Genomic DNA, 17,301 nt, shown 5'->3' with positions numbered 1-17,301 from the left:
TGGTCGCGGCGGTACCGGTACGACGGCCTACCGCGTGCTCTCCACCGTGTAGTGGATGGTCTGCGCGACGATCCACCCGTCCTCGATGATGTAGGAGTCGGCGCCGTCACGGACCCGCGCGCCGTCGGCCTCGGCGGTCCACTCCAGGAACGCGACGCGGTCCTCGAGCAGACGGGTCAGGTAGGTGAACCGGGCGCCGGGCAGTTCCTCGCCCAGCCAGCGCGCCAGCAGCGTCACCCCTTCGTGCCCCCGGAACACACCCCGACGGTCCAGGACGACGCAGGACGGCGAGACGTTGCGGGCGATGTCCTCCGCGAAGCGCCCCTCGGCGGACAGCCGCAGGTGCTCGTCGAAGACCTCGGCGGCCGAGCGCGCGCGCAGGTCCACCGCCATGTCCGCTCCTCTCGCCATCGGCGCACTCCAGGCCATCCGACCTCTACGAACAATAGTTGCCGGACGCCCGGGGAACGGGCACTACCAGGTGAGCAGGACGGTGAGCACCCTCAGCTCAGGGCTGCCTGCTCCGGCCGGCTCTGCCGCGCCCGCAGGTACCGCCCCAGCCCTTGCCCGTCCTCGCTGGCCAGGAACGCCCCGTGCGCGTTGAGCAGCGTCTCGTCGGCGTGCGTCAGGCAGCCCCACACCGTGTCGCCCCACGAGTCGGCGAGCTTCACCTCGGCCGGCTCGGCGCAGGGCTCGCCGCGCGGACCACCGATCTGGCACCGGGCGGGTGCGCCACCCCGGCGGCTGACGGCCTCGGCGGCCTCCCTGATCAGCGAGAACCGCGCCTCGCTGCCGGTCCGCTCGACCCGGGCCTGCTCCGGCACCGCCCGGCGCTGACCGAAGAGCACCACGTTGCCGTCCGGGTCGACGACGCGGCACTCACCGCCCGGGGCGTGCTCGGGATAGCCGACCCGCTCCACCTGACATCCGGCCTCGGTCAACTGCGCGACGGTCGCCTCGAGGTCGTCGACGTACAGGTAGACCAGCAGGGGCAACTCGACCGTGACCAAACGCGGCGTGACCGCGGCCAGCAGCAGGGTCAGCTCACCGCACTGCAGGTACGACCACCGCGAGTCGCCGTCGCCGCCGGTGCGGACCTCGGTGTAGCCGAAGTGCTCGTAGAAGCGTCGCGCCGGGTCGGCGTCCGCGACGTACAGCACCGGCACCTGCGCCTGCACTCGACTCTGCACCGCGCCACTCTATCCATGGACGATCGACGAATCACGTGTTCGGGATCAGGTTTTCTCGTCGATCCCGCCGGCGGCTGGCGAGAATCGCCAAGACCTCGCGGCGTACCGCCTCGGGTTCGTGCACCAGGCGGCGGTGGGCGAAGCGCACGACGAGCACACCGACGGTGGCCAGCAGCGCGTCGCGACGCAGGTCGACCTCCCGCTGCCGGGGATCGCCGTGGGTCGTCGCGCCGTCGAGTTCGAAGTCGACGCGTTCCCGCTCGGCGTAGACGTCGAGGTACATGACGCGACGGCCGACGACGACGCGAGCCTGGCGCCGGAACACCGGCATCCCCGGGCCGGTGAAGACGTGGTCGTGGCCCCACACCTCCAGCGGGCTGCGGCAACCGGCGTCGAGCCGGGCGAGCAGGGCACGCAGCTGCGCGCGGTCGGCCAGCCGGGGGGCGGTGGCGAGCGCGGCCCGGATCCGTTCGGGTGTGGTCAGCCGGTCGTTGACCGCCCTGATCACCGGCGCGGCGCGGTCGACGGGCGGGAGCAGCGGCCAGGCGTCGACCAGCGCCCGCTCCAGCCGTACCACCGGCACTCCGCCCCGGACCACCACGTCGGGCGGGCCCATCGTGAGCCCGTGCCGGTGGTGCACGGCCAGCAGCGGGCGGGGACGCAGCCCTGACCCGCGCGGCGTGTCGAGGTGCGTCGGCTCGTCAGCCAACTGCCGGCGCAGACCCCAGACGTCCAGCGCGGTGACACTGCTCAGCGCCACCCGCCCGTCGGCGTGGGCCAGGGCGACCCGCCGCCTCGTGTGGAGGTCGAGGTGTCGGAAGACGGGTTCGCGGGTGTCCGTCCCGGCCCGGCGGGTCTTGGGATGGCGGGGTTCGTCCGGCGGCCCGTCGCCGATCGCCGGTTCGTGGAGCGGGCTCCGCGGCGCGGGCGGGACGAGCGGCGTGCTGCTCAGCAGGGCGGCGTCGACGTAGACGCCGGGCAGGGCCGGGCGGAGGGCGCCGGTGAGGCAGCTGTGCCGCAGGACCCAGCCGGGTACGACCTGGGTGGCCGTCCGACGGGTCACCACCCCGCCGCCCCGCTCGACAAGGGATCGCAGCGCCGGATGCACACCCGCGAGGATGGACCACGACACGCCATCGTCCGCTCTCGACGCCGCCGCCTTGTGGACACCCACCCCGCCTGTGCACAACCCCCGCATCCGCCCCGACTCTGCTATGGCCGCTCATGATCGGGTAGCAATTCGGGACACGTTCACCGGCGTGTCGTGTTCGAAATTGCTACCCGATCATGAGGGCGGGGCGGGGCGGTCAGCGGGGGGCGAGGCGCTGCCGCAGGTACGCCTGCTCGGCGGGGTTGGCGGTACGGCTCAGGGCGGCGAGGTAGGCCGCACCCGCCTCGTCGGTACGGCCGAGGCGGCGCAGCAGGTCGGCGCGGACGGCGTGGAAGACGTGGTAGTGCGTCAACGGCAGGGCGTCGACGAGGGCGAGCGCCACGGCGGGACCGTGCACCTCGGCCACGGCGACGGCCCGGTTCAGCGCCACGACCGGGCCGGGGGCGAGCGCGTGCAGGTGGTCGTACAGTGCCAGGACCTGGCCCCAGTCGGTGTCGGCGGCCGTCGCGGCGTCGCTGTGCACCGCGTTGATCGCGGCCTGGATCTGGTACGGGCCGGGACGCCCGCGCCGCAGGCAGCGGCGCACGAGCGCCTGGCCCTCGGCGATCAGGGCACGGTCCCATCGGGTGCGGTCCTGCGCGGCCAACGGCACGAACCCGTCGGGGACGACCCGGGCGGGGCGGCGGGCCTCGGTGAGCAGCATCAACGCGAGCAGGCCCGACGCCTCCGGCTCGTCGGGCATCAGCTCGACCAGCAGCCGGCCGAGACGCAGGGCCTCGGCACACAGGTCCGCGCGGACCGGGTGCGGCCCGCCAGTGGCGGTGTGTCCCTCGTTGAAGACGAGGTAGACGACGGCGAGCACGGCGCGTACCCGGTCGGGCAGGTCGGCGTCGTACGGCACCCGGTACGGGATACCGGCGTGGCGGATCTTGGCCTTGGCGCGGACCAGCCGCTGCGCCATGGTCGGCTCGGGGACGAGGAAGGCGCGGGCTATCTCGGCGGTGCTGAGCCCGCCGAGCAGGCGCAGGGTGAGCGCGACCCGGGCGGCCGGGGCGAGGGCCGGGTGGCAGCAGGTGAAGATCAGGCGGAGCCGGTCGTCGCGCACGGGTCCCTCCTCGGCGGGTGGTTGCGGGGCGTGCAGCAGGGCGGCCTCGGCGTGCCGGTCGGCCCGGGACGCTTCCCGGCGCAGCCGGTCGATGGCCCGGTTGCGGGCGGTGGTGATGATCCAGCCGGCCGGGGCCGGGGGTGGCCCGTCGGCCGGCCAGCGCCGGACGGCCTCGGTGAACGCGTCCTGGACGGCCTCCTCGGCGAGGTCGATGTCGCCGAGGAGGCGGACCAGGACGGCTACCGCGCGGCCGTACTCCGCGCGGAACACCCGCTCGACGGGGTCGGTCACCCGTCGCCCTGGAAGGGGCGGACCTCGATGGGCAGGGTGGTGGCGCGGGCGTAGCGGCGACCCCAGTGCAGGGCGGCGTCCAGGTCGGGGGCCCGCAGGATGGTGAAGCCGCCCAGGTGCTCCTTGCCCTCGACGAACGGTCCGTCGGTGACGAGCACCTGGTCGCCCTCGGCGCGCAGCACGGTGGCGGTCTCCGGGCCGTGCAGGCCCTGCCCGAAGACCCAGCAGCCGGCGGCCTCCAGTTCGTCGCGGATCGCGCCCAGCTCGCGCATCACCCCGGCCAGGAACTCCGGGTCGGGCGTGCCGCCCTCGGGCTGGTAGATGCTCAACAGGTACTGCTTCACGTCACGCCTCCTGGTGGATGTGGGTCAGCTTCCACCTTCCACACGAACGGCGGCCCGGCGGATCGACACTCCGGCGCCGGGAACGTCCGGACGGACGACGGACGACGGACAACGGACGACGGACGGCGGCGCAGGTGTGCCCGGCGGTGGCGCGGGTAACCGCCCGCCGTGCGGGTCGTGGTGGTGGGTGCGGGGTTCTCCGGACTCGCGGCCGCGTCCGCGCTGGTCGGGGCCGGCGCGCAGGTGGTGGTGCTGGAGGCCCGGGACCGGGTGGGCGGCCGGGTGCTCACCCGCCGGCTGGCCGACGGCACCGCGCTGGACCTGGGGGCGCAGTGGATCGGCCCGACCCAGGACCGGATGGCGGCGCTGGTGGCCGAGCACGGTCTGGTCACCTTCCCGTCGGCGTCCGTCGGCGCGGCCACGGTGCTCTGGGACGGCCGGCGACGGGACGCGGCGCCGGAGTCGGCGCACCGGCTGGTCGCCCTGCTGGACGCCGATGCCGCCGAGGTGGATCCGGCGGAGCCGTGGCGGGCCGCGCGGGCGGCCGAGTGGGACCGTACGACGCTCGGTGGCTGGCTGGCCGACGTGGCGCCGGACCCGGTGTCGGCCCGGTACGTCGGACGCCTGCTCGCCGGTGGCCTGCTCGCCGCCGACCCGGCGGAGGTGTCGCTGTTGCAGCTGCTGTTCTACCTGCGCAGCGGGGGCGGCAGCGGGCTGCTGCTGGCGATGGCGGGCGGGGCACAGCAGGACCGGATCGTCGGCGGTCCGGCGGCGCTGGCGGAGCGGATGGCCGGCGCGCTGCCGGCGGGAAGCGTCGTCACGGGCACGCCGGTGCGCGCGATCGGTCAGGACGGTGGCGGTGTGGTCGCGTACACCGACGGGAGTGCGCACCGCGCGGACGCGGCGGTGGTCGCGGTGGCCCCGGCGCTGGCCGGCCGGATCGGGTACGACCCGCCGCTGCCCGCGCTGCGCGACGGGCTGACCCAGCGGATGCCGATGGGTTCGGCGTTGAAGGCGCACGCGGTCTACCCGGAGCCGTTCTGGCGGGCCGACGGCCGCTCCGGGGTGGCGACCGCCGCCGAGGGGCCGGTGACGGAGACGGTGGACAACGGCGTGCCGGGCTCGTCGCGCGGGGTGCTGACCGCGTTCGCGTACGGCGGTGCGGCCCGCGAGCTGCGGCGGATGTCCCCGCAGCGGCGGCGGGAGGCGCTGCTGGACGCGCTGGTGGCGCTCGTCGGCCCGGCCGCCGCGCGACCGGACGACCTCGTCGAGTACGACTGGTCGGCCGACGAGTGGACCCGGGGCTGCTTCTGCGGCGCGTTGACCCCCGGCTCGTGGACCGGGTACGGCCCGGAGTTGCGTCGCCCGACCGGCCGGGTGTTCTGGGCAGGTACCGAGACGGCGACGCGGTGGGCCGGCTACCTGGAGGGCGCGGTGCTGGCCGGTGAGCGGTCGGCGGCCGAGGTGCTGGCCGCACACGGCTGGCCCACATAGACAATCTTGATTACGCCTATTGAAAACTATCTACGTCTCGTGCCCTAATACTGACAGTTCCTTTCGCCACTCCCCGCCGCCCGCGCGGCAACCCCCAGGGAGGAAAGATGAACCGTCTGCGCGCGAGCGCGGCGGCCCTGCTGGCGACCGTCATGGTGCTCGCCGGCGCCGCCGCCCTCCGCCCCACCTCCGCCGACGCCGCCCCGGCCGGGCTGCCCGGCCTGGACGTCTCCAGCTACCAGGGCAACGTCAACTGGTCGGCCGCCTGGAGCAACGGCGCCCGCTTCGCGTACGTCAAGGCGACCGAGGGCACCGGCTACACCAATCCGTACTTCGCCCAGCAGTACAACGGCTCCTACACCGTCGGGATGATCCGGGGCGCGTACCACCTCGCCCTGCCCGACCGGTCCAGTGGCGCCACTCAGGCCAACTGGTTCGTCGACCACGGCGGCGGCTGGTCCCGGGACGGCCGGACGCTGCCCGGCGCGCTCGACATCGAGTACAACCCGTACGGCGCGACCTGCTACGGGCTGAGCCAGAGCGGCATGCGCAGCTGGATCACCTCCTTCGTGAACCAGTACCGCGCCCGCACCGGCCGCTGGGCGACGATCTACACGACCACGGACTGGTGGAGCACCTGCACCGGCAACTACAGCGGGTTCGCCGCCACCAACCCGCTCTGGATCGCCCGGTACGCCGGCGCCGTCGGCACGCTGCCGGCGGGCTGGCCGACGTACTCCTTCTGGCAGTGGTCGTCCTCGGGCGTCCTGCCCGGTGACCAGAACGTCTGGAACGGCTCGCTCGACCGGCTCAAGGTGCTCGCCTGCGACGGACCCTGCTGACCTCGGACAATGAGGAGGACGAGAATGTCCGCACCCGTCTCCCGCCGCACCGCGCTGCGCGGCGCGGTCCTGCTCGGCGCCGCCGCCGGCGTCTCGGCCCTGGGCCAGCTCGGTGGCGACCGGGGCGTGCGCGCCGCCGCCACCCGCGTCGACCAGCCGACCATCGCCAACTGCGCCACCTGGGGCGCCCGGCCGCCGGCCTCCCGGGTCAGCGTGGTGCAGAACCGCCCCAACAAGATCATCGTGCATCACACGGCGTTCCCGAACTCGACCGACTACAGCCTGGCCCACGCGTACGCGAACTCCCGCGACATCCAGGACCTGCACATGGACACCAACGGCTGGCTCGACTCCGGGCAGCACTTCACCAACAGCCGCGGCGGCCACCTCACCGAGGGCCGGCACGGCAGCCTGTACGCGCTGCTGCACGGGCAGACCATGGTGCAGGGGGCGCACTGCGTGGGGCAGAACAGCCAGGCGATCGGCATCGAGAACGAGGGCATCTACCTGGACGCGCAGCCGCCACAGGCGCTCTGGGACAGCCTGGTCCGGTTCTGCGCCTTCACCTGCCAGCAATACGCCATCCCGGCCAGCGAGATCTACGGCCACAAGGACTTCAACGCCACCCAGTGCCCGGGGCTGCTGCACGGCCGGCTCCCCGAACTGCGCGCCGCCGTCGCCGCGCGCCTCGGCTAAGTCGTTGCTTATATAAGTCGGTCTTGATAGAAAGAGCTGTGCACGCCTTCGACGTCCTCGGCGACCCGGTACGCCGCCGCATCCTGGAGCTGCTGGCCGAGGGTGAGCGGAGCGCCGGTGGAGTCTGCGCGGTGATCCAGGAGGAGTTCGGCATCTCTCAACCGGCCGTCTCGCAGCACCTGCGGGTGCTGCGGGACAACGGCTTCACCACGGTGCGCCCGCAGGGCACCCGCCGCCTCTACGCCGTGGACCCGCGACCGCTGCGGGAGGTCGACGAGTGGCTGGCCGGCTTCCGTGGGTTCTGGGGCCCGAAGCTCGACGCCCTGGGCACCGAACTGGCCCGCGGCCGGCGCGAACGGCGTGTGCGTCCACCGACGAGCACACCCGAGGAGCACCCATGACCGACGTCACCCACCAGATCAACGCCGTACGACGCAGCATCGGCAACCGGACGCTGGAGGCCGGCGAGGCCCGCGTGCTGACCATCAGCCAGACGTACGACGCGCCGCTGGACGACGTCTGGGACGCCTGCACCAGCGCCGAACGGATCCCCCGCTGGTTCCTGCCCATCTCCGGCGAGCTGCGGTTGCACGGCCGCTACCAGTTCGAGGGCAACGCCGGCGGCGTGATCCAGCGCTGCGACCCGCCCAAGAGCTTCTCGGCCACCTGGGAGTACGGCGACGAGGTGAGCTGGATCGAGGTGCGGCTGACCCCCGAGGGCGGCGGACGCACCCGGTTCGAGCTGGAGCACGTCGCGCACGTCGACGACGAGCGCTGGCTGCAGTTCGGCCCGGGCGCGGTGGGCATCGGCTGGGACTCCGGCCTGCTCGGCCTCGCCTCCCACCTGGCCGCCGACGGCAGCGGGATCACCCCCGACCAGGCCGCCGCCTGGATGGCCTCCGAGGAGGGGCGGCAGTTCTTCACGCTCTCCGGCGAGCGCTGGTGCGAGGCCGACATCGCCGGCGGCACCGACCCGGAGGCCGCGCGGGCGGCCGCCGCCCGCACCATCGCCGCCTACACCGGCGCGCCGGCCTGATCGTCACGCGACGGCGCCGGGCCGTGCCCCCACGGGGCCCGATCGGGGGTACGCCGGGCCGCGCGAAGGGCGTGGCCCGGCGTCGCCCCTGCCGTCCGCTCCGGCGCGGGCGCGCGAAATCGGAGCGCGGACTGTCGGTGGGCTGGCGGATCCTCGCCACCGGGCACCCGCAGCGCGCCAAGGCGCTCGGCCGTCAGGTGCGCGGCTTCGACGAGACCGTCTGGCAGGCCCGCCGCTACGACATCGTGGTCGCCGGCAGCGTCGCCAAGTTCGGCCAGCACGACGACCTGCGGGCGTACCTGCTGGGCAGCGGCGACCGGGTGCTGGTCGAGGCGAGCCCGGTCGACCGGGTGTGGGGCGTCGGCCTGGCCGCCGACGACCCGCGCGCCGAGGACCCGACCCGCTGGCGCGGGCTCAACCTGCTCGGGTTCGCGCTGATGCGGGCGCGGGAGACGCTGCGGGCGGCGTGACGCGAGCGGGGTGGTGCACCGGGCGGTAACGTGCGGCGACATGACCGGCGTACCGTTCTCGTACTGCTCCTTCTGCGGCGCCGCCTATCCGGCGGACGTCACCTGGCCCCGGGTCTGCGCGGCCTGCGGGGAGACGGTCTGGCGCAACCCGCTGCCGGTCGCGGTGGCGCTGCTGCCGGTGCGCACCGATGTCGGGCTCGGCCTGGTGGTGGTCCGCCGCGACATCGAGCCGGCGCGCGGGCTGCTCGCCCTGCCCGGCGGCTTCATCGAGTACGGCGAGGAGTGGTCGCAGGCGCTGGTGCGGGAGTTGTGGGAGGAGACCGGCCTGGTCGACGACGCCGGTCGGGCGCGGCTGTTCGCCGTGCACGGCGCCCCGGCCGGCGGCACCATCATGATCTTCGGTGAACTGCCGGAACGGCCGGCGGCGAGCCTGCCCCCGTCGGCCCCCACCGAGGAGGCCACCGAGTGGCTGGTCCTCACCGAGCCGGTCGAGCTGGCCTTCTCCACCCACACCCGCGCGATGGCCGACTTCTTCGCCCGCCACCGCTGACCCGCCGGGCAGCGCGGCGCTCGGGCATGATGTCGGCGGTACGGCACGCCGAGCCGTACCGCCGACGTCATGGTCTCCGGGCCGCGCCTCACGGGCGCAGCCGGCGCGGGGTGCCCGGCGCGGCGGGTGTGCTCCGCCGCGCCGGGCACCGGGTCAGCTCGCCGAGCAGGTCGGCGTGGCGGACGGGCCGACGCCGGTGCCCTGGAAGCCGAAGGTGGTGCTGGTGCCGGCGGCGACGCTGCCGTTGTAGCTGACGTTGCGGAACGTCACCGCGCCGCTGGTGCCGCTGGGCTGCGCGCTCCAGGTGTTCGTGATCGCCGCGCCGGCGGGCAGGGTGAGCCCGACGGTCCAGCCGTTGAGCGACGACGACCCCGCGGTGACCGTCACGTTCGCCACGAAACCGCCGTTCCAGGAGTCGAGCCGGACGCTGGCGACGCAGGCGGCGTTGCCCGGCGGCGGGGTGGTCGGCGGGGTCGTGGTGGGCGGCGTGGTGGTGGGCGGCGTGGTGGTGGGCGGCGTCGTGGTCGGCGGGGTGGTCGTCCCGCCGCTGTTGAGCGCGGTCAGCACGGCGTTGTAGGCGGCCTTCTTGTTGCCACCGCCGTCGAAGAGCAGCGGGCTCTCCCCGGAGCGCCACGAGTCGGAGTCGCGGATGCCCCAGACGGTGATGCCCTTGCACCGCGCGACCGCGAGGCAGTCGTTGACGACGTTGCGGTACGCGTCGGACGGCGCGTTGCGGATGTCCAGCTCGGTGATGTGCACGTCGACGCCGAGGGCGGCGAAGCTGGACAGCGTGGTGCGGTAGTTGCTCGGGTAGTTCGACCCGCCGGTGAAGTGCGACTGCAGGCCGACGCAGTCGATCGGGACCCCGCGGCTCTTGAAGTCCTGCACCATCCGGTAGACGGCCTGGGTCTTGGCGTCGTTCCAGTTGTCGATGTTGTAGTCGTTGTAGCAGAGCTGTGCGTTCGGATCCGCCGCGTCCGCGGCCCGGAACGCCGCCTCGATCCAGTCGTTGCCGGTGCGCTGCAGGTTCGAGTCGCGACGTGCGCCGGTGCCGCCGTCCGCGAACGCCTCGTTCACCACGTCCCACCAGGCGACCTGGCCACGGAAATGGGTGGCGACCTGGGTCACGTGGTTCAGCATCGCGCTGCGCAACGCGCTGCCGGACATGTTCTGCATCCAGCCGGGCTGCTGCGAGTGCCATGCCAGCGTGTGCCCGCGGACCTTCATGCCCTGGCCACGGGCGTGCGAGACGATCCGGTCGGCGTTGCCGTACGTGAACACGCCCTGCTGCGGTTCGGTCGCGTCGATCTTCATCTCGTTCTCGGCCGTGACCTGGTTGAACTCGCGGTTCAGGAGGGTCGTGTACGCCGAGTCGCTCAGCTTGTTCGCCGCGACGGCGGTGCCGAAGTACCGGCCGGTCTGGGCCGCGGAGGCGCCCAGGGTCGTGGCGGCGCTGGCGTTGGGGGCCAGGGCGACCGTCGTGCCGACGGCGGCGACCCCGGCGACGGCGGCGATGAGGGCGGCGCGCAGCCGGGCCCGGGTCGTCGGACGCCCGCTGGAGCGGGCGGGGACATGGTTCATGGCAGATCGCCTTTCGACAGGTGTGGTGGGGGGACCGTCGCCTCGACCGCGCCCGACGCGGTGGCCGTCGCCGACGCGCCCGCCCGGAGGCCACGTCGGGAACCGCTGTGCTGCGGTGCCACCGCGAGGGTCGAAGCGTTCCCGCCGCCACGGTATCGAAATGCTTTCGATAGTTCAACGAAAGTCGATGGACTCCCCTCCTCCGACCGGCCACCGCGCGACCCCGGCGGGACCTCCGCGCCCGTCGGGGACGGCAGCGCCGGCAGGATCGACCGCCCAGTGTCGAAACTTTCGAGGCTCGGTCGGGCGAGGATCAGGCGTCGGCCGGGTGGGCGCCGCCGAATCCTGTGGCGTGCGCGACGTAGCCGCTGGCCTGGAGCTGGAACAGCTCCCGGTAGAGGCCGTCGACAGCCATCAACTCGTCGTGGGTGCCGCGCTGCACGAGCCGGCCGTGCTCCATCACGAAGATCTGGTCGGCGTGCCGGACGTTGGCCAGCCGGTGGGTGATCAGCACGACCGCGCGCTCCGGCCGGCGGCGCAGGTGCGCGAAGAGCGCGTGCTCGGCGCGGGCGTCGAGGGCGGCGGACGGCTCGTCGCAGATCAGCAGCCGGGCGTCGCGGTAGAGGCTGCGGGCGGCGACGAGACGCTGCCACTGCCCGCCGGAGAGGTCCTGACCGTTCTTGAACTCCCGGTCCAGCAGGGTGTCGTACCCGAACGGCAGGTCGGCGATCATGTCGTGCGCGGCGGCGGCCCGCGCGGCCTCCTCCACGCTCGGGCCGCCCTGGCCGGGTTGGCGGTCGTACCGGCCGATGCGGATGTTCTGCCCGGCGGTGAAGGGGAACTTCCACCAGTCCTGGGTCATCACGGCCACCTGGGCGGCGGTCTGCTCCGGGTCCAGTTCGGCGGTGTCCACCCCGTCCCAGCGGATCGTCCCGCCGGTGGGCCGGTAGAGGCCGGCGATCAGCTTGGCCAGGGTGGTCTTGCCGGAGCCGTTCTCACCGACCAGGGCGACCACCTCGCCGCGCCGCAGGGTGAGGCTGACCTCGTCCACGGCCGGAGCGTCGGTGTTCGGGTAGCGCAGGGTGACCCGGTCCAGCTCGATGGTGTCGAACCCGCTCGTGGGCCGGTCCGCGCCGGTGGCGACCCGCTCACGCGCCCGGTCCAGGAAGTCGCGGTAGTCCTGGTAGTAGAGCGCGTCCTCGTAGAGGTTGTTGGTGGCGAAGACGGCGACACCGAGGCTGGAGCGCGCGGACTGCAGGGCGAGCAGGGCGGTCGCCGCGGCGGCCAGGGCCACCACCCCGGTGAGCAGCAGGCCGCCGAGGAGCGCGTACACGGCGAAGGCGGCGACGCCGCCGACGGACATGCCGAGCGCGCGGGTGGTGCTCTGCGCGCGGGCCAGCCGCAGCAGGGCGCGCGTCTCGACGGTCATCATCCGGCGGTACTGGGCGAGCAGGAAGCCGCGCATCTGGTAGGCCCGGACCTCGGCCGCGGTGTGCCGGTTGGCCATCAGGTGGGCCAGCATCCACATCCGGCGGCGGCGGGTGATCCGGGCCAGCATGTGCAGGTACTGCCGGCGGGCCATCTTCACGGCGGTGACCGCCTCGGGCACCGCCGCGAGCAGCAGGCAGGGTAGCAGCACCGGCTGGATCACGGTCACCGCCACGGCGGTGGCGAGCACGCCGACCACCCCGGTGAGCAGGTTGACGGTGTGGTCGACGATGGACGCCGCCTCGGCCATCCCCCGGTCCCGGACCCGGTCCATCTCCTCGGCGAATCCGGCGTCGTCGAAGGCGGCCAGCTCGACCGCCGTGGTGGCCTCGAAGAGTCGCAGCTCCACCGCGTAGTTGATCTGCGGGATGAGCCGGGCCTGCGCCCACCCGGCGGCGACGGTGAGGGCGCCCTTGGCGGTCACCGCCGAGGCGGCCAGGGCCAGCGACGGCAGCGCGGCGCGGACCCGGTCCGGGGTGGGCCCGGCGGCGAACAACTCCCGCAGCACCCCGGTGGTGGCCAGCAGCCCGAGCGTGGTCATCACCCCGGCGGCCAGGTTGAGGCCGATCGCCGCGCAGGTGTCCCGACGGCTGGTCGACCAGGCCAGCGTGACCGCCTCGCGGACCAGGTACGGCAGGCGCCGGGCGACCGCCCGGAAGCTGGTGTGGGCGAACCGGGTGGCATGGTGCATCCAGTGGCCGTCCTCCAGCTCCGGCAGGTCGAGCCCGTCCTCGTCACCGGACGGGGAATCCGTGCCGGCCGCGGGGCGGGAGCCGGTCACCGTCGCCATGGGGTCCTCCCGGGGTCGAGGAGCGGGGCAGGGGCGAGCCTACTGTCGGCGATCGTCCGATGTCAGTGCGTGACCGGCGTGTCGTACACGTGTCGCAACGGCGTGTCGGCGACCACCCTGCGGGACGGGTCCGACGCGTCGCGTCGCGCGGGTCCCCCACGGGTGGCAGGCTGGACGGCGAGCCGGCGGCCGGCGCGAGGCCCGCCGCCGGGCGAACGTCGTGAAGGAGAAGATCGACCCGATGGCAGCGAGTGTGACCACCACCGACGAATGGCAGGCGCTGCGCAAGCACGCCGAGACGATGCGCGGCACCCACCTGCGGGAACTGTTCGCCGCGGACCGGCGCCGGGGTGAGCGGCTCACCGGCGAGGTCGCCGACCTGCACGTCGACTACAGCAAGAACCTGGTCACGGACGAGACGCTGACGCTGCTCACCGCGCTGGCCGAGCGGGTCCGGCTGACCGACCGGATCGCCGCGATGTTCGCCGGTGAGCACATCAACTCCACCGAGGACCGAGCGGTGCTGCACACCGCGCTGCGGCTGCCCCGCGACGCCTCGCTCACCGTGGACGGCCAGGACGTGGTCGCCGACGTGCACCGGGTGCTGGACCGGATGGCCGCCTTCGCCGAGCGGGTCCGCTCCGGGCAGTGGCGCGGGCACACCGGCGAGCGGATCACCACCGTGGTCAACATCGGCATCGGCGGCTCCGACCTCGGGCCGGTGATGGCGTACGAGGCGCTGAAGGCGTACCGGGACGGCGGGATCAGCTGCCGGTTCGTCTCCAACATCGACCCGACCGACATCCACGACAAGACCCACGACCTGGACCCGGCGACCACCCTGTTCGTGGTCGTCTCGAAGACCTTCTCCACCCAGGAGACCCTCGCCAACGCGAACCAGGCGAAGACCTGGCTGCTCTCCGGGCTCGACGCCGACGACGACGCGGCGATCGCGCGGCACTTCGTGGCGGTCAGCACCAACGCCCGACGGGTCGCCGACTTCGGCATCGACCCGGAGAACATGTTCGGCTTCTGGGACTGGGTGGGCGGCCGGTACTCGCTGCCGTCGGCGGTGGGGTTGTCGGTGATGCTGGCGATCGGCCCGGACCGGTTCCGTGAGCTGCTGGCCGGGTACCACGCCGTGGACGAGCACTTCCGGACCACGCCGGTGGAGCGCAACGTGCCGGCCCTGATGGGCCTGCTCAACGTCTGGTACACGAACTTCCTCGACGCGCAGACCCACGCCGTGCTGCCCTACTCGCAGTACCTGCACCGGTTCCCGGCGTACCTGCAGCAGTTGACGATGGAGAGCAACGGCAAGTCGGTGACGCTGGACGGCACCGCCGTCGACCACGCCACCGGGGAGATCTTCTGGGGCGAGCCGGGCACCAACGGCCAGCACGCCTTCTACCAGCTCATCCACCAGGGCACCGTGCTGATCCCGGCGGACTTCATCGCGTTCAGCCGGCCCAACCACGACCTGGGCGACATGCACGACCTGTTCATGTCGAACTTCTTCGCGCAGACCGCGGCGCTGGCGTTCGGCCGGACGAAGGAGCAGGTCGAGGCGGAGGGCACCGCGCCGGAGGTGGTGGCGCACCGGGTGATGCCGGGTAACCACCCCACCACCTCGATCATCGCGCCGAAGCTCACCCCGTCAACGCTGGGCCAGTTGATCGCCCTCTACGAGCACATCGTGTTCACCTCCGGCGCGATCTGGGACATCAACCCGTTCGACCAGTGGGGTGTCGAGCTGGGCAAGGTGATGGCCAACCAGCTCGCGCCGAAGCTGACCGGTGACGCGCCGGACCTGTCCGACGTGGACTCCTCCACGGCGGCGCTGATCCGTCGCTACCGCGCGGAGCGCGGCCGGGCCTGAGGCGTACGCGGGGACGGCGGTCGGGTCACCACGACCCGGCCGCCGTTCTTTCGGTACGAAAACTGGTCCAACCAGTTGACGGGTTGATGTGTCTGCCGTCACACTGCTGCCGTGACCTTCGTCCCCGTCCCCCGCAGCTCCGTCTCCGACCACGTCTTCGCGCAGCTGCGCGACGCCATCGTCAGCGGGCGCTACCGCCCCGACGACCCGCTGCCCGGCGAGCGGGAGCTGGCCGCCGCGTTCGCCGTCAACCGGCACGCCGTCCGGGAGGCGCTGCGCCGGCTCCAGCAGCTCGGCCTGCTGCGGGTCAGCCAGGGCGGCGCGACCCGGGTGCTCGACTGGCGGGCGCACGCCGGTCTTGACCTGGCGCTCTCGCTCGCCCAGTCCGGCGACGTGCTCCCGGTGGACAACCTGGTACGGGACATGATGGAGATGCGGGCCTGCATCGGCGTCGACGCCGCCCGGCTCTGCGCCGAGCGCGCCACCGCCGAGGTACGGCAGACCGTCGTCCGGGCCGTGGCGGAGTTCACCGCGCTCGTGCCCGACCTGCACCGGATGGGCGAGGCCAACATCGCGCTCTGGCGGCACGTCGTCGACGGCTCCGGCAACACCGCGTACCTGCTGGCCTTCAACAGCCTGGTGGCCGGGGCGGTCGCGGTCGGCGAGGTGCCGCCAGAGCGACGCGCCGCCGAGCTGCTGGACGTCACCGGGCACCGCCGCCTCGGCGCGGCGATCGCCGAGGGGCGGGGAGCCGACGCCGCCGCCGAGGCGCACACCTTGCTCACCGCCGACCTCACCACCCCCACCACCGGACCAGAGAGGCAATGCCGAGCATGATCCCCGCCGTGCTCTACGCCGTACCGGCGTTCCTGCTGCTCATCGTCGTCGAGGCGCTGTCGTACCGGTTCGCCCCGGACGACGACGAACGCGGCTACGAGCTACGTGACACCACGACCAGCCTGTCCATGGGCGCCGGCAGCCAGGTGATCGGATTCCCGTGGAAGCTGCTCACCGTCGGGCTCTACGCGGCGGCCTGGACCGTCGCGCCGGTGCAGCTCTCCCCCACCAGCGTCTGGACCTGGGTGCTGCTCTTCTTCGCCGACGACCTGGCCTACTACTGGTTCCACCGGGTCCACCACGAGGTGCGCTTCTTCTGGGCCGGCCACGTGGTGCACCACTCCAGCCAGTTCTTCAACCTCTCCACCGCGCTGCGGCAGAGCTGGACGCCGATGACCTCGCTGCCGTTCTGGCTCGGCCTGGCGCTGCTCGGCATCCCGCCGTGGATGATCTTCCTGCAGCAGTCGATCAGCCTGCTCTACCAGTTCTTCCTGCACACCGAACGGATCGACCGGCTCCCCCGGCCGATCGAGTTCATCTTCAACACCCCGTCGCACCACCGGGTCCACCACGGCGCCAACGCCGAGTACCTGGACCGCAACTACGGCGGCATCCTGATCATCTGGGACCGGCTCTTCGGCAGCTTCGAGCCGGAACGCGCCGCCGTTCGGTACGGGTTGACCAAGAACATCACCACGTACAACCCGCTGCGGGTGGCCACCCACGAGTACGCCGCGATCCTGGCCGACCTGCGCTCGGCCACCTGCTGGCGGCACCGGCTGGGCTACCTGTTCGGCCGGCCCGGCTGGCAGCCGGCCTCGCCCTCGCCGCAGCCGGCGGTCAGCCGATGAGGCGGCTCTGGCCCGGGCTGTTCGGGCTGGTCGTGGCCGTCGAGCTGACCGGCGTCGCGCTCGACGTGCCGGCGTTGCAGTGGGCGGCGAAGCCGCTGCTCGCGCCGCTGCTGCTGATCCTGTTGCTGGGCGTACGCCGCAGGTGGGACCTGGTCGCGACCGGGCTGGTGTTCGCGACGGCCGGCGACGTGGCGCTGCTGCTGCCCGGCACCACCGCGTTCCTGGTCGGGATGGGCTGCTTCCTCGGCACCCAACTGAGCTTCCTCACCGCGTTCCTGCGTCGCCGGCGGGCGCCGCTGGCGGTCTTCGCCGGCTACCTGGCGCTCTGGGCGGCGGCCAACGCCCTGCTCTGGGGGCGACTGGGCGATCTGCGGCTGCCGGTGCTCGGCTACAGCCTGGCGCTGTGCCTGATGGCCGCCGCCGCGGCCGGGGTGTCCCGGCGGGCGGCGGTCGGCGGGGCGCTCTTCCTCGTCTCCGACCTGCTGATCGGGGTCGGCGCGGCCGGGGCCGAACTGCCCGGGCGAGGGCTGCTGGTGATGATCACGTACGTCGCCGCGCTCTACCTCATCACCACGGCCTGGGCCCGCCGCGACGAGCCCGAGCGCCGTGCCACGTCAACGACCAGAACCCTGGCCGGAGCGGAGCCCGCGATCGACGCCTGATCGGCCGCACGGTTTGCGGCGTGTCGCGGTGTCCTCGCAGGCGGGCACCACGAAACACCGCAAAACGTGAGACCGGAGGGGCAA

Annotated in this window: 17 protein-coding genes and 1 pseudogene; 11 read left to right on the top strand and 7 right to left on the bottom strand. The window is 73.1% G+C overall.

Translation table 11 applies throughout. The features are described from left to right. Positions 1-27: 27 nt before the first annotated feature. The 5 genes from ACPFP2_RS01465 to ACPFP2_RS01445 form a co-directional block, all read right to left on the bottom strand. Positions 28-411, bottom strand: coding sequence for a nuclear transport factor 2 family protein (locus ACPFP2_RS01465; protein ID WP_424085239.1), 384 nt, complete (start codon positions 409-411; stop codon positions 28-30). Positions 412-503: 92 nt separating this feature from the next. Beyond that, entirely contained in the window at positions 504-1,190 is a 687-nt protein-coding gene (locus tag ACPFP2_RS01460; protein ID WP_424085237.1) for a VOC family protein, read from the bottom strand. Between the two features lie 31 nt (positions 1,191-1,221). Beyond that, positions 1,222-2,322: an endonuclease domain-containing protein gene (locus ACPFP2_RS01455; RefSeq protein WP_424085236.1), complete on the bottom strand. Its 1,101-nt coding sequence runs from the start codon at positions 2,320-2,322 to the stop codon at positions 1,222-1,224. 175 nt (positions 2,323-2,497) lie between these two features. Further along, on the bottom strand, positions 2,498-3,697 hold the full coding sequence (locus tag ACPFP2_RS01450) for an RNA polymerase sigma factor (protein ID WP_424085234.1): 1,200 nt from the start codon (positions 3,695-3,697) through the stop codon (positions 2,498-2,500). Beyond that, entirely contained in the window at positions 3,694-4,041 is a 348-nt protein-coding gene (locus ACPFP2_RS01445; protein ID WP_424085233.1) for a YciI family protein, read from the bottom strand. The genes ACPFP2_RS01450 and ACPFP2_RS01445 overlap by 4 nt, the downstream gene beginning before the upstream one ends. Positions 4,042-4,209: 168 nt before the next feature. Here ACPFP2_RS01445 and ACPFP2_RS01440 point away from each other — a divergent pair, with 168 nt between their 5' ends. The 7 genes and pseudogenes from ACPFP2_RS01440 (at position 4,210) to ACPFP2_RS01410 (ending at position 9,129) form a co-directional block, all read left to right on the top strand. Next, complete coding sequence (locus ACPFP2_RS01440; RefSeq protein WP_424085231.1) at positions 4,210-5,535, top strand: flavin monoamine oxidase family protein; 1,326 nt, start codon at positions 4,210-4,212, stop codon at positions 5,533-5,535. A 107-nt stretch (positions 5,536-5,642) separates the two neighbouring features. Further along, the gene (locus ACPFP2_RS01435) at positions 5,643-6,377 is read left to right on the top strand and encodes a lysozyme (protein WP_424085229.1); all 735 of its coding nucleotides are present in this window, start codon (positions 5,643-5,645) and stop codon (positions 6,375-6,377) included. Between the two features lie 24 nt (positions 6,378-6,401). Beyond that, the gene (locus tag ACPFP2_RS01430) at positions 6,402-7,073 is read left to right on the top strand and encodes a peptidoglycan recognition protein family protein (RefSeq protein ID WP_424085227.1); all 672 of its coding nucleotides are present in this window, start codon (positions 6,402-6,404) and stop codon (positions 7,071-7,073) included. 38 nt (positions 7,074-7,111) lie between these two features. After that, a complete protein-coding gene (locus ACPFP2_RS01425; RefSeq protein WP_424085683.1) occupies positions 7,112-7,474 on the top strand; it encodes an ArsR/SmtB family transcription factor in 363 nt (120 codons plus the stop codon). Next, positions 7,471-8,109 carry an SRPBCC family protein gene (locus ACPFP2_RS01420; protein ID WP_424085225.1) on the top strand — a complete coding sequence of 213 codons (639 nt, stop codon included), beginning with the start codon at positions 7,471-7,473 and terminating at the stop codon, positions 8,107-8,109. The genes ACPFP2_RS01425 and ACPFP2_RS01420 overlap by 4 nt, the downstream gene beginning before the upstream one ends. A gap of 146 nt (positions 8,110-8,255) precedes the next feature. Beyond that, a pseudogene (locus tag ACPFP2_RS01415) lies at positions 8,256-8,579 on the top strand (NADAR family protein); the annotation flags it as partial. A gap of 40 nt (positions 8,580-8,619) precedes the next feature. Then, positions 8,620-9,129, top strand: coding sequence for an NUDIX domain-containing protein (locus ACPFP2_RS01410; protein WP_424085223.1), 510 nt, complete (start codon positions 8,620-8,622; stop codon positions 9,127-9,129). A 153-nt stretch (positions 9,130-9,282) separates the two neighbouring features. Here ACPFP2_RS01410 and ACPFP2_RS01405 read toward each other — a convergent pair whose 3' ends face one another. Continuing rightward, positions 9,283-10,710 (bottom strand): endo-1,4-beta-xylanase, encoded by a 1,428-nt coding sequence (locus tag ACPFP2_RS01405; RefSeq protein WP_424085221.1) that lies wholly within the window; start codon positions 10,708-10,710, stop codon positions 9,283-9,285. A gap of 313 nt (positions 10,711-11,023) precedes the next feature. Further along, positions 11,024-12,988, bottom strand: a complete 1,965-nt coding sequence (locus ACPFP2_RS01400) for an ABC transporter ATP-binding protein (RefSeq protein WP_424085219.1) — start codon at positions 12,986-12,988, stop codon at positions 11,024-11,026. Positions 12,989-13,229: 241 nt separating this feature from the next. Between ACPFP2_RS01400 and pgi the strand changes: the two genes are divergently transcribed. From pgi to ACPFP2_RS01380, 4 genes are all read left to right on the top strand, one after another. Next, positions 13,230-14,867 (top strand): glucose-6-phosphate isomerase, encoded by a 1,638-nt coding sequence (gene pgi, locus ACPFP2_RS01395; protein ID WP_424085217.1) that lies wholly within the window; start codon positions 13,230-13,232, stop codon positions 14,865-14,867. Between the two features lie 111 nt (positions 14,868-14,978). Beyond that, a complete protein-coding gene (locus ACPFP2_RS01390) occupies positions 14,979-15,704 on the top strand; it encodes a FadR/GntR family transcriptional regulator (protein WP_424085215.1) in 726 nt (241 codons plus the stop codon). Then, a complete protein-coding gene (locus ACPFP2_RS01385; RefSeq protein WP_424085213.1) occupies positions 15,692-16,555 on the top strand; it encodes a sterol desaturase family protein in 864 nt (287 codons plus the stop codon). The genes ACPFP2_RS01390 and ACPFP2_RS01385 overlap by 13 nt, the downstream gene beginning before the upstream one ends. Then, positions 16,552-17,217 carry a lysoplasmalogenase family protein gene (locus ACPFP2_RS01380; RefSeq protein WP_424085211.1) on the top strand — a complete coding sequence of 222 codons (666 nt, stop codon included), beginning with the start codon at positions 16,552-16,554 and terminating at the stop codon, positions 17,215-17,217. The genes ACPFP2_RS01385 and ACPFP2_RS01380 overlap by 4 nt, the downstream gene beginning before the upstream one ends. Positions 17,218-17,301 lie beyond the last annotated feature (84 nt).

This window comes from Micromonospora citrea (genome assembly GCF_049629545.1).
In the GTDB taxonomy this organism is placed as follows: Bacteria; Actinomycetota; Actinomycetes; order Mycobacteriales; family Micromonosporaceae; genus Micromonospora; species Micromonospora citrea_A.
This window is presented reverse-complemented; position numbering and strand designations above follow the sequence as displayed.